This is a genomic window from Pantoea sp. App145, assembly GCF_047947045.1.
GTDB lineage: Bacteria > Pseudomonadota > Gammaproteobacteria > Enterobacterales > Enterobacteriaceae > Pantoea.
The window spans coordinates 3627307-3639815 of the sequence record NZ_CP133290.1; the positions used below are offsets into that span (position 1 = coordinate 3627307).

The 12509-nt window shown below is 52.1% G+C and carries 12 protein-coding genes; 4 read left to right on the forward strand and 8 right to left on the reverse strand.

Going from position 1 to position 12509, the window contains the following annotated elements; all coding sequences use genetic code 11:
• Nucleotides 1-16: 16 nt before the first annotated feature.
• Nucleotides 17-1009, forward strand: a complete 993-nt coding sequence (locus tag RCF31_RS16840; RefSeq protein WP_416411764.1) for a type IV pilus twitching motility protein PilT — start codon at nucleotides 17-19, stop codon at nucleotides 1007-1009.
• Between the two features lie 4 nt (nucleotides 1010-1013).
• Here RCF31_RS16840 and ruvX read toward each other — a convergent pair whose 3' ends face one another.
• The 8 genes from ruvX to metK all read right to left on the reverse strand — a co-directional run bounded on the left by ruvX (nucleotide 1014) and on the right by metK (nucleotide 8240).
• A complete protein-coding gene (gene ruvX, locus RCF31_RS16845; RefSeq protein WP_084876592.1) occupies nucleotides 1014-1430 on the reverse strand; it encodes a Holliday junction resolvase RuvX in 417 nt (138 codons plus the stop codon).
• Nucleotides 1430-1993, reverse strand: coding sequence for a YqgE/AlgH family protein (locus RCF31_RS16850; protein WP_084878574.1), 564 nt, complete (start codon nucleotides 1991-1993; stop codon nucleotides 1430-1432). Before RCF31_RS16850 ends, ruvX begins: the two co-directional genes overlap by 1 nt.
• Before the next feature lie 86 nt (nucleotides 1994-2079).
• A complete protein-coding gene (gene gshB, locus RCF31_RS16855; RefSeq protein ID WP_013510368.1) occupies nucleotides 2080-3024 on the reverse strand; it encodes a glutathione synthase in 945 nt (314 codons plus the stop codon).
• 61 nt (nucleotides 3025-3085) lie between these two features.
• A complete protein-coding gene (gene rsmE / locus RCF31_RS16860) occupies nucleotides 3086-3817 on the reverse strand; it encodes a 16S rRNA (uracil(1498)-N(3))-methyltransferase (protein WP_313688684.1) in 732 nt (243 codons plus the stop codon).
• A 74-nt stretch (nucleotides 3818-3891) separates the two neighbouring features.
• A complete protein-coding gene (gene endA / locus RCF31_RS16865; protein WP_299459953.1) occupies nucleotides 3892-4599 on the reverse strand; it encodes a deoxyribonuclease I in 708 nt (235 codons plus the stop codon).
• Nucleotides 4600-4676: 77 nt separating this feature from the next.
• Nucleotides 4677-5189, reverse strand: a complete 513-nt coding sequence (locus RCF31_RS16870; RefSeq protein WP_416411765.1) for a SprT family zinc-dependent metalloprotease — start codon at nucleotides 5187-5189, stop codon at nucleotides 4677-4679.
• A gap of 99 nt (nucleotides 5190-5288) precedes the next feature.
• Nucleotides 5289-6683: a sugar porter family MFS transporter gene (locus RCF31_RS16875; RefSeq protein WP_313688680.1), complete on the reverse strand. Its 1395-nt coding sequence runs from the start codon at nucleotides 6681-6683 to the stop codon at nucleotides 5289-5291.
• A 405-nt stretch (nucleotides 6684-7088) separates the two neighbouring features.
• The gene (gene metK / locus RCF31_RS16880; protein ID WP_416411766.1) at nucleotides 7089-8240 is read right to left on the reverse strand and encodes a methionine adenosyltransferase; all 1152 of its coding nucleotides are present in this window, start codon (nucleotides 8238-8240) and stop codon (nucleotides 7089-7091) included.
• A 98-nt stretch (nucleotides 8241-8338) separates the two neighbouring features.
• On the opposite strand from metK, the gene RCF31_RS16885 reads away from it, so the two are divergent.
• From RCF31_RS16885 to RCF31_RS16895, 3 genes are all read left to right on the forward strand, one after another.
• On the forward strand, nucleotides 8339-8776 hold the full coding sequence (locus RCF31_RS16885; protein WP_416411767.1) for a hypothetical protein: 438 nt from the start codon (nucleotides 8339-8341) through the stop codon (nucleotides 8774-8776).
• A gap of 217 nt (nucleotides 8777-8993) precedes the next feature.
• Nucleotides 8994-10970 (forward strand): biosynthetic arginine decarboxylase, encoded by a 1977-nt coding sequence (speA, locus tag RCF31_RS16890; protein ID WP_416411768.1) that lies wholly within the window; start codon nucleotides 8994-8996, stop codon nucleotides 10968-10970.
• Between the two features lie 720 nt (nucleotides 10971-11690).
• Nucleotides 11691-12446 carry an EAL domain-containing protein gene (locus RCF31_RS16895; protein WP_416411769.1) on the forward strand — a complete coding sequence of 252 codons (756 nt, stop codon included), beginning with the start codon at nucleotides 11691-11693 and terminating at the stop codon, nucleotides 12444-12446.
• Nucleotides 12447-12509 lie beyond the last annotated feature (63 nt).

Here is a 12509-nt window from a genome sequence, read left to right on the forward strand (position 1 = left end):
AGTCAGGAGAATTTCTATGGATTTGGATAAAGTTGTGGCCCTTAGTGTAAAGCATAATGCCGCCGATCTGCACCTTTGCAGCGGACATTTGCCACACTGGCGGCGTCAGGGCGTGCTGGAACCCATCCCCGAACAGGCTGTGCTGGATCCTCTCTGGTTGGAAACCTTTATCACCCAGTGGCTGGATAGTGCGCAGCAGGCTCTGCTTAATGCGGAAGGCCATGTGGATTTCGCCATCACGCTGGCAAGTGGAGTGCGGCTACGCGCCAATCTGTTCCTGCAACGGCAGGGGTTATCGCTGGCGTTGCGTCTGATTGCCAGCCAGGTTCCCGAGCTTGCCAGCCTGTATTTACCGCCGGTGGTTGAACAGCTGTTGCAGCTGGATGAGGGGCTGATATTAATTACCGGGGCCACCGGCAGCGGCAAATCCACTACCCTGGCGGCGCTGGTAGATAGCCTGAATCGCCATCAGGCGCGCCATATTCTGACGCTGGAAGATCCCATTGAGTTTGTCCACCACAGCCAGCGTTCGCTGATTCAGCAGCGGGAGGTGGGGGCGCACTGCGCCTCGTTTCGTCAGGGATTGAAAGCGGCGCTGCGTGAAGACCCGGATGTGATTCTGCTGGGTGAGCTGCGCGATAGCGAAACCATTCGGCTGGCATTAACTGCAGCCGAAACCGGCCATCTGGTGCTGGCGACACTGCACACGCGTGGGGCGACCCAGGCGGTGGACCGGCTGGTGGATGTGTTCCCTGCCGAGGAGAAGAACCTGGTACGCAGCCAGCTGGCGGGCAGCCTGAAAGCGGTGCTGGCGCAACGTCTGGTTGCGGCGAAAAACGGGGGGCGGATTGGCTTATTTGAAGTGTTGGTGGCGACCCCGGCAGTGGCTAATCTGATTCGTGAGGGCAAGATGCATCAGCTGCCGGGCGTGCTGCAAACCGGCGCTCAGGCCGGGATGCAAACCTTTGCCCAGAGTGAGCAGGCACGGCGACAACAGGGGGTAATCTGATGGATCAGTGATTGTCGAACCAATCCTCAAGGATGATCACCGCCGATTGCGCATCAACCCGTCCTTTTTGCAGGGCGCGGTAGCCGCCACGCTCGAACAAACCGGCGCGCGCTTCAACGGTGCTGAGGCGTTCATCCTGCAACTCGACGCGCACGCCAAACCGACCATGCAGACGATTGGCAAATTTACGGGCGCGCGCCGTCAGTTCCTGTTCGGTGCCATCCATATTTAACGGCAGCCCAACTACCACGTAATCGGGCTGCCACTCTTTCAGCAGACGCTCTATCTGATTCCAGTCCGGCGTACCGTCCTGTGCTTTTAACGCGGTCAGCGCGCGTGCGGTTCCCGTCAGCTGTTGGCCGACGGCTACACCGATGCTTTTGGTGCCGAAATCAAAACCCAGCAGTGTTTCACTGGCCATCAGGCGTGCCCTGCATCGTTGGTCATATTATGGATATCCACGCCCAGGCATTTAGCGGCTTCACGCCAACGCTCCGCGATCGGTGTCTGGAACAGGATATTGGTGGAAGCTGGCGTCGTCAGCCACGCATTTTCCAGCAATTCGTTTTCCAGCTGATCCTTCTCCCAGGCACAGTAACCCAGCGCTACCAGCACGTTCTCCGGCTGGGAGGTGCTGCCAATGGCTTCCAGTACATCTCGTGAAGTGGTAATCACGGTGGTGTCGGAGATGCGGATGCTGGATGAATAGATGCGCTGAGCAGAGTGCAGAATAAAGCCGCGGTCCTCCGCCAGCGGGCCGCCAGCGAATACCGGTTTATCCAGCCTGATGGCCGGATCGCGATCTGATGGGCTGATTTTGAGCTTTTTAAGGATGCCTTCAACCGTCAGATTATCCATTGGCTTGTTGATAATTAAGCCCATGGCACCGTCTTCGTTATGCTCGCAAATGTAGACCACCGAGCGTTTGAAGAAGGGATCCTGTAGGGATGGCATCGCAATCAAAAAATGATGCTGTAAATTCATTCTCACTCGTATACCAAAAATAACCGGCATTGCCGCAGCAATACCGGTATTGGGTGGTTCATGGAGCACAGGCTCCGGCGGCATCCTTAGCCCAGACGTTTCTCAATTGCATCCATCAGCATACCGGTGATGGAGATTGGGAAGGCGGCTTCAATTTCACGCACGCAGGTCGGGCTGGTTACGTTCACTTCAGTCAGTTTATCACCGATGATATCGAGACCGACAAAAATCAACCCTTTTGCTTTCAGCGTGGGGCCAACACGACGGGCAATTTCCCAGTCGCTGTCGCTCAGCGGGCGTGCTTCGCCACGTCCACCTGCCGCGAGGTTACCACGGGTTTCGCCACCCTGCGGGATGCGCGCCAGGCAGTACGGGACGGGTTCACCATCCACGACCAGTACACGTTTATCACCGTCTTTAATCGCTGGCAGGTAATTTTGTGCCATGCAGAAGTTCTGGCCGTGGTTGGTCAGGGTTTCGGTGATCACGCCAAAGTTAGGGTCATCCTGCTTCACGCGGAAGATCGATGCGCCGCCCATGCCGTCCAGCGGTTTCAGGATCACATCACCGTGTTCCTGCCAGAACGCGCGCAGTTTCTCTTTGCTGCGGGTGACCAGGGTGTCCGGGGTTAAATCAGCAAACCAGGCGGTGTACAGTTTTTCGTTACAGTCGCGCAGGCTCTGCGGTTTGTTAACGATCAGCGTGCCTTGTTCTTCCGCGCGTTCCAGCAGATAGGTGGCGTAGATGAACTCGGTATCAAACGGCGGATCTTTGCGCATCAGCACCACGTTGAGATCGGCCAGTTTGATCTCCTGCTCGCTGCCAAATTCGTACCATTTGTCGTAGTTTTGTTCCACGCTGAGCAGGCGCGTGCGCGCATAAGTGACGCCGCCGCGCAGGGAGAGATCGTTCATCTCCATGTAGTGAATTTCGTAACCACGGCGCTGTGCTTCCAGCAACATGGCGAAGCTGGTGTCTTTTTTAATGTTGATGGACGAAATCGGGTCCATAACGATGCCAAGCTTAATCATTATTCTCTCCTCAAAGGGGGAATCAGCTACCCCTGCCTAGTCTGTAACCCGCAAGTATCCCTTAACCGAGGTCACCAAACCTCACCTGAAGTGCCGTAATGGCGGTGAGAGCGGTGGTTTCGGTGCGCAGCACGCGTGGTCCCAGCAGAATATCGGTAAAACCATGCTGCGACGTCATGCTAATTTCGTCTGATGACAGGCCACCTTCCGGGCCAATCAGCAGACGGATGCGTTCCACCGGCAGCGGCAGCGTGTTGATACTGTGGCTGGCGCGCGGGTGCAAATTAAGTTTTAGACCGTCATCCGCTTCAGCGCACCATGCCTCCAGCGTCATCGCTGCCCGAATTTCCGGCACACGATTACGGCCGCACTGCTCACAGGCGGCAATTGCGATTTTCTGCCATTGCTGAATTTTCTTCGCCAGACGCTCTGCATCCAGCTTTACGCCGCAGCGTTCAGAAAACAAGGGCGTAATGACGTTGACGCCAAGCTCGATCGATTTCTGAATAGTGAATTCCATCTTTTCACCACGCGACATCACCTGGCCGAGATGCAGGTGCAGCGGTGATTCGCGATCGTCCAGTTGGCTGGTAAGGACTCTTACTTGTACACGCTTTTTATCGGCCTGGGTGATTTCGCCAGCAAAAGTCAGATTACTGCCATCAAACAGCTCAAGGCGCTGGCCGGTGCTCATGCGCAGCACACGCCCGACGTGGTTGGCGGCGTCTTCGTCGAGGAAAATCTCACTGTCCACAGTCAGTGATTCGGGGTGAAAAATGCGAGGTATACGCATTGGGTTCCTGCCAGCGTTAATGCCGTGCCTCAGGCACGGCCCAATCGGAAAACCGCTAGTTTAGGGTAGCGCTTTTAGCGCTGGCAAGCCTGAAGCACATAAGGATTATGATTACCCTGGACTTTGGCAATGCGGTTATCGCGTTCGCACTCCCACGGCGTTACCGGATATTGCTTATCCCAGGCGGTAAACAGCTGAGTTTGCTGGCGTGACAGACTCAGGTGATATTGATCGCGCATATAGAAGTAGGTGCGGGCAATCGCGCCACGCGCGCGTTCCGGCGGCTGCGCCAGCTTCTGTTTGAAATCAATCTTCATGCTGCACTGACCATAAGGTTGATCACCACCGTTCCACTGGCTGTACTGAAAGTTGCCACGGTCGCCGTTCACTTCACCAATCGCCGGTTGCAGGTTATGCAGATCGCTCTCAATCCGGCGGTAGTCGGCATCTTTGCTGCAATTCTTACGGCCGCCGTTCTGCCAGCATTGACGCTGATGGCCGAACTCCCAGGCTGGCATAACATGTTCCCATTCAATGCGTTCTGCACGATTAGCATTTTTACGCACGCTATAACCGCAGCTGCTCAGGTCTGGCACGCCTTTTTTGCCGTGCCAGTTAATTTTGCAGCCACAGTAGAAACTGCCGGGAGCATCGGCATTGATATAGGCCGCGTATTCTTTGGCTTGCTGGAAGTTGTTCTGATGATAATTGTTGAGGTTAAGGCTATACGCGCTAAGCGGCGCGACTAACAAGGTCAGGGCGATAATAATTTTGCGAGACATATTCCAAAAATTAACCTGGTGCGAAAAAAGGCGGCAGGTTAGCAGAATGCTGGCGGGGGTGAAATGGGATAATCGGACTAACTTGCTGTAAATTCACCGGGTTGCAGCAAAGTACCGCAATGGACGCAGCGATATTCACTTTCGCCGCGCAGCACACGATTGTGGCGGCGCACGGTTAGCTGGTGTTGCTGGCAACCGCAGCGGTAGGGGAAAGTCTGGCTGCGAACGGAGTCGATTTCAAACTGGTGGGTGCGACGTGCCGCAACGCCCAGCACGTTTTCCATCATCCATTTCCACTCTTTGCCGTGTGGTGCAACGCGACCGAAGGTTTTCCACACCAGCAGATGTGCCAGTTCGTGTGGCACCACTTCATCGATAAATGCCTGCTGATTTTCCAGCAGCAATACCGGGTTGAGGCGAATTTCCCACTTTTCCAGCCAGGCGGTTCCCGCCGCGGTGCCGCGTTGCTGATAGATCAGTTTGGGTTCGGGATAGCTGCGTTCCAGCCGCTCGTTAGCCAGTTGCAGGAACTGGCGCAGTGAGCGCATGACGGCTTGTTGTACAGCGATAGGCAGGCGGGGTGTTTTCATGTCGGCCAGCATAAGATGTTGCGCCAGGGAACTCAACCGTTGCGGGGCGGGCAATAAAAAAGGGCTGCCAGCTGGCAGCCCTTGTGCGTTATATCTCGATCACTGCTGACCGATTTCGCGCAGTTTTTTGCCCGAAAGCAGGTTGCGTTCGATGTGCTCCAGTGAGACGTTTTTGGTCTCCGGAATCAGCACCAGTGTCAGCAGGATAAAGAACACGTTCAGTCCCGCGTAAACCCAGAAGGTCGGTGCGTTGCCCAGCGAGTTCAGCATCGTCAGGAAGGTTGCGCCGACAATCATGTTGGCAATCCAGTTGGTGGCGGTTGAGACAGTGATACCAAAGTCACGACCTTTCAGCGGCTGGATTTCAGAGCACAGTACCCAAATCAGCGGGCCGGCACTCATGGCAAAACCAACGATAAACATCAGCAGCATAGCAACCGCAAAGTATTGCGCACCTTCGGAGTGAATACCCACGTGCAACATGGAACCGAGGATACCCATACCTGCCGCCATCACCAGGAAGCCCAGTACCAGCGTCGGTTTACGACCCCAGCGATCCACCAGGCCGATAGCGATAAAGGTTGCCAGCACGTTCACCAGGCCGACAATCACCGTGCCCCACATTTGCTGCGTGGTGTTGGCGAAACCAGCGATTTCAAAGATTTTCGGCGCGTAGTACATGATGACGTTCATGCCGGTGAACTGCTGCATCACCTGCAACAGCACGCCGAGGAACACTGCGCGACGGAAGTTGCTATTGCTCTGGAACAGCTGCCAGCCTGACTGTTTAATCTTCAGGCTTTCACGGATTTCATCCAACTCACGTTTCGCCTGCTCGCTGGTGTCACGCAGACGATCCAGTACGCGCTGTGCATCGCGGAAGTTACCTTTTGCCGCCAGCCAGCGTGGGCTATTTGGCAGGAACACCACACCGACCAGCAGCAGGATTGCCGGAATGGTGATGACGCCCAGCATCCAGCGCCATGCGCCAGCATCACTGAACGCGGTATCGGACAGATAAGCTGCCAGAATACCGATGGTGATCATCAGTTGGTACAGAGAAATCATGCTGCCGCGGATTTTTTCCGGTGCGATTTCAGAGAGATACAACGGCGCGGTGTAAGACGCCACACCCACCGCCAGACCCAGAACCACACGGGCAACAATCAACATTTCCGGGTTAGGTGCAAAGGCTGACCAGAGGGAGCCAATGACAAACAAAATGGCACCGGCCATCAGGCTCTTTTTACGACCCAGTTGCGAAGACATCCAGCCACTACCAATGGCACCTACTGCGGCACCAAACATCATGGAACTGACGATCCACTCCTGTTGGTGAGCAGTCACGTTAAAATCTTTTGCGATAAAGGGCAGGGCACCCGCGATGACACCAATATCGAGACCGAACAGCAGGCCGGCCAGAGCCGCGAGAAAGCAGACGAATAAGGTCATTGCCTTATTCGAGGTCCTGCTTTTATGAGTATTGCCAGGCATATTGCCTCCAAATTTATCCATCGTTGTTTTTATCAATGTTAAGGAACCTGCTTCCGGGAAAAAGTGAGGGCGATCACATGAATGTAATCGGTTACACACACTGAAACCCTGTAATTCAGCATTTTTCGCCCGGAATGGTTCAGTAACCAGTAAGGTATAGCACCCGTTAAGTTTCTGACATCATTCTAAATATCGGCTATCAGACGACGCTGAAAATAACGCATTTTTACTGGAATGACTACGCTGCAAAATTCCTAAATCACAGATATTTAAAGCGTTTCAAAATGTAATCGTTAACATTTTGTTGTAAACAGGATGCAGTAAGCGTAGCAGGTGAGGGACGCGCGACAGAAATGAATCAGGGAGGCCAAAGGCCTCCCTGATTTTTCACTGATGGGCTAAAACTTACAGGCCGGCAGCTTCACGCAGCTGTGCGGCTTTGTCGGTTTTTTCCCACGGGAAGTGTTCGCGACCAAAGTGACCGTAAGCAGCAGTCTCTTTGTAGATCGGTTTCAACAGGTCCATCATCTGAATCAGACCGTAAGGACGCAGGTCGAAGAATTCGCGTACCAGCAGGGTCAGCTGTTCGGTTGCCACTTTCTCGGTACCGAAGGTTTCCACCATGATGGAGGTTGGTTCGGCCACGCCAATCGCGTAGGAAACCTGGATCTCACAACGGTCAGCCAGACCGGCTGCAACGATGTTTTTCGCCACATAGCGTGCAGCGTAAGCTGCAGAACGGTCAACTTTTGATGGATCTTTACCGGAGAATGCACCGCCACCGTGACGAGCCATGCCGCCGTAGGTATCAACGATGATTTTACGACCGGTCAGACCACAGTCACCCATCGGGCCACCGATAACGAAACGACCAGTCGGGTTGATATGATATTTGGTGCTGGCGTTGATCCACTCAGTCGGCAGAACCGGCTTGATGATCTCTTCCATTACGGCTTCACGCAGGTCAGCCTGAGAAATATCTTCAGCATGCTGAGTTGACAGGACTACAGCGTCAATACCGACAATCTTGCCGCCATCGTACTGGAAAGTAATCTGGCTTTTCGCGTCCGGACGCAGCCACGGCAGGGTGCCATTTTTACGCACTTCAGCCTGACGCTGCACCAGACGGTGCGCGTAGGTTACCGGCGCAGGCATCAGCACATCAGTTTCGTTGGTGGCGTAGCCAAACATCAGGCCCTGGTCACCGGCTCCCTGCTCCAGCGGATCGGTACGATCGACGCCCTGGTTGATGTCAGGGGACTGTTTACCGATGGCGCTCAGTACCGCACAGGAATTGGCATCAAAGCCCATATCGGAATGAACATAGCCGATTTCACGAACGGTATTACGGGTGATCTCTTCGATATCAACCCATGCGCTGGTGGTGATTTCACCGCCAACCAGCACCATACCGGTTTTCACGTATGTTTCGCAGGCCACGCGTGCTTTCGGATCCTGTTCAAGGATGGCGTCCAACACGGCGTCAGAAATTTGGTCAGCGATTTTATCAGGATGTCCTTCTGATACGGACTCAGACGTAAAAAGGTGTTTAGCCATTCTGTTCTTTACCTTACAAATGGTTTGAATTCGACTGCGTAGCGTAAGCAAGGCCAGCCTGGAAGTTAATTAACCAGTATAGATGGATGAGCATCTGGATGGCTATTCTAGGTTACTCACTGAGCGAATTACCAGCCCTTTTTCTGTTTCCGCATTTTACGCAACAGCTGAACTGGCAAATTTTCCTGACACGGATGCCCGCTACTCACAGGGTATCGGCAGGTTACATGAAAGCTTTTGCAATTTTACGCGTCAGGCTGTATAAATCGCCGCTGCTGTCGACACAGCCCAAAAGGATGACGCCGCCGTGCGTCGCGCTCGTCAGATATGTCTATATCTGGCTTTCACCCAGGCCGTTTACCGCATGTTTTCCCCATGCGTTGGAGGTGATTAAAGTAATGAACCCATCTTTCTCTTTATACGGTTCACTGCGTTCAGCGTGCGCGCTGGCCATCCTTCCCATTTCCATTTCTGTTTTACTCTCCAGTCGAAGTTTTGTTCGTTGCGGTAATTATCCCGACACGAGCGCCGGCTAAACTGTCCCCACAATTCTGTCGATGTTTTTCACGCGCCCACAGCGCTGGAAATGTCAGGCTATTTCTGGCCCGGTTGCACGCATCCCGGCCCGGTGTTTTACACTTACCAGTAGCACCTGATGAGGGAGTCTGCGCAGGATGGGGCATTTTTTTCCCGACGTAACAATGACAAAAATCGGCAACTGTTTCTTATTCCAACGGAAAATTGAGGTTCGCGATGTCTGACGACATGAAGAATATCAAGGGTTCGTCAGCAGGCGAACAGGGTGTACTCCGCTCCATGCAGGAGGTGGCGATGAACGACCTGGAAGCGAGCAGAATGCTGCGCACCTACAATATTGCCTGGTGGGGCAATAACTATTATGACGTGAACGAACTGGGTCACATCAGCGTGTGCCCGGATCCGGACATGCCGGAAGTTCGTGTCGATCTCGCTAAGCTGGTGAAAGAACGTGAAGCGGATGGTCAGCGTCTGCCTGCGTTATTCTGCTTCCCGCAGATTCTGCAACATCGCCTGCGTTCGATTAACGGTGCCTTTAAACGCGCGCGTGAATCTTATGGCTATAAAGGTGATTACTTCCTGGTTTATCCGATCAAGGTTAACCAGCACAAACGTGTGATCGAATCGCTGGTTAACTCCGGCGAGCCGCTGGGCCTGGAAGCGGGTTCCAAAGCGGAGCTGATGGCGGTACTGGCCCACGCCGGTAAGACGCGTACGGTTATCGTCTGTAACGGCTATAAAGATCGCGAATATATTCGCCTGGCGCTGATTGGTGAGAAGCTCGGTCATAAAGTTTACCTGGTACTCGAAAAGATGACCGAGGTGCGACTGGTGCTGGAAGAAGCCGAACGTCTCAATGTGGTGCCGCGTCTGGGTATCCGCGCGCGCCTGGCGTCACAGGGTTCCGGTAAATGGCAGTCGAGCGGTGGTGAGAAATCTAAGTTTGGTCTGGCGGCTTCGCAGGTATTGCAGCTGGTTGAGATCATGCGTAAGGCCGGTCGTATCGACAGCCTGCAACTGCTGCATTTCCATCTTGGTTCACAGATGGCCAACATTCGCGATATCGCCACCGGTGTGCGCGAATCGGCACGCTTCTATGTCGAACTGGCGAAGCTGGGCGTCAACATTAAATGTTTCGATGTGGGTGGCGGTCTCGGGGTGGATTACGAAGGGACGCGCTCGCAGTCGGATTGTTCGGTTAACTATGGCCTGAATGAATACGCCAATAACGTGATCTGGGCGATTGGTGATGCCTGTGAAGAAAATGGGCTGGAGCATCCGACGGTGATTACCGAATCCGGTCGTGCGGTGACGGCGCACCATACGGTGCTGGTTTCCAACATTATTGGGGTCGAACGTAACGAATTCAGCACGCCGGTCGCGCCGGATGTTGATGCACCGCGTCCAATCCAAAGTATGTGGGATACCTGGCAGGAGATGCACGAACCTAACGTGCGTCGTTCGCTGCGTGAGTGGCTGCATGACAGCCAGATGGACCTGTTCGACATCCACACCGGTTATTCTTCGGGTACTTATGATCTACGCCAGCGCGCCTGGGCCGAGCAGTTGTATCTCAGCATCTGTCATTATATTCAGCAGCATCTCGATCCGAGTAATCGTGCACATCGCCCGATTATCGATGAGCTGCAGGAACGTATGGCAGACAAGATTTATGTCAACTTCTCACTGTTCCAGTCGATGCCGGATGCCTGGGGTATCGATCAGCTGTTCCCGGTACTGCCACTGGAAGGGCTGAACAAAATGCCGCAGCGTCGCGCGGTGCTGCTCGATATCACTTGTGACTCCGATGGCACCATCGATCACTATGTCGACGGTGATGGCATAGCCACAACCATGCCGATGCCGGAATACGATATCGACAACCCGCCAATGCTAGGCTTCTTTATGGTTGGGGCCTATCAGGAAATCCTGGGCAACATGCATAACCTGTTTGGTGATACAGAAGCCGTGGATGTGTTTGCCTTCCCGGATGGCAGTGTCGAAGTGCAGCTGTCAGATGAAGGCGATACTGTGGCTGATATGCTGCAATATGTTCAGTTGAATCCGGCGGAACTGATGACGTTGTTCCGCAATCAGGTGAAGCAGACCGATATCGACGAAGAACTGCGTGCGCAGTTCCTTGAAGAATTCGAAAGCGGGCTGTATGGCTATACCTATCTTGAAGACGAATAATTAATCATTTCTTTACCGAGCCACCTCCGTGGCTCGGTTTATTTTCTGCTCCGTTATTATCTCCGTTGTCATCCATCTTATTCAATTTGCGATCGTGGTCACCGTGTTAATAAACGAGGTGATCAACAGGCAAGAATAAACCCTCGATTAATAGCTATCTTATTCATTTATTTAAAAAAGCGAGACCGCTACCTGAATGCTTTGCACGATTATCATCACTATTAGTGTGACTACTCTCCGTTACTAAACAGCTTTACTGTTATGTTTTATTTTTATGCATAACAATAATTTGATCATTGGTCACATAATAATTACTCTGAGTTACCTTTTTGCTTTCTGGAGCTTTTAGGAAACATATGATCGCAGGTTAAATTATGGCTTTTTGATATCAGATGAGTTTTTTCTGATTTATTTTATTTTTTTTTTAAAAAATCAATGTATTAATTTGTTTTTATCTTGTCGTGATGATTGGGGTGAGTATTTTTATCTAAGACTTATCTGAAACTTTGATCGCGCTTCAAACAGTGCCAAAAGTAAATCAATTTGAGATTTCTATTAAACGAAGCGGATGATTAGGCCTTGCCTATTTCTCAAACTGTAAGTTATACGTTAACCTTCAGTAAGGGAGTTAAGTTTTAGCGATGTTTTTCATGCTGTTTACATGAGGGATTCTGACATTTAGATCCTGTTGGATCGTGGTGAAAGGGAGCGTTGGTGGGCATGCAACAGCAATACGTCTTCATATTGGAACCGGTATACGGTTTATCAGGCAAGCTGATTGCCTGGGAATTGCTGACGCGTTTTGCCGATGATGCCGATATTAACCATGAGCGTAACTCAGCCAGAGAACCCGTTTTTTTCAGCCACTTATCGGTGGATGAGAAATGGCAGATATTCCTGTTGCAGATTGAACACCTTGAAAAACTTTATCGCAAAGGTTTCCAGCAGATCATTAGCGTAAACATTAACAGGGATATTGTAACCTGCATCTTCACTGATGAGGGCATCCAGCAAAAACTGGCGCTATTACCCTTTTTTCGCTTCGAAATATCGGCCTTTTTCATTGCCCGTTATACGCGTGCAGATCTGTTGATTTTAAAAGGTTTGGCGAAATTAGCCCCTTTATGGCTCGATGATTTTGGTCCGGGATATTCCAATCTAACCATGATGAGTAGCGGAATATTTGAATGCGTCAAGATCGACAAGGCTTTTTTCTGGAAATATGGCGAAAATCACATATTTGACATTTTGCTAGGCCATCTCAACGATTTATGCAGTGGCGTCATTGTTGAGGGGGTTGAAACCCAGCGCCATGTTGAACTGCTGGCGAATAAAGCCATATACGGCATGCAGGGATACCTCTGGAGTGGTGCTTATCTTAATGATTTTATTGATAAGTCATGGAGGAATTCTGGTTCGGCAAACCTTTCTGGAAGACAGATATGCCAAAAAAAGAGTTTAAGGAGTTTCATGTAGTACGTGTTCTGCCAATCAATAAAAAAGACATTTTCCCCGTTGTCATTTTAAGAAATAAAACGT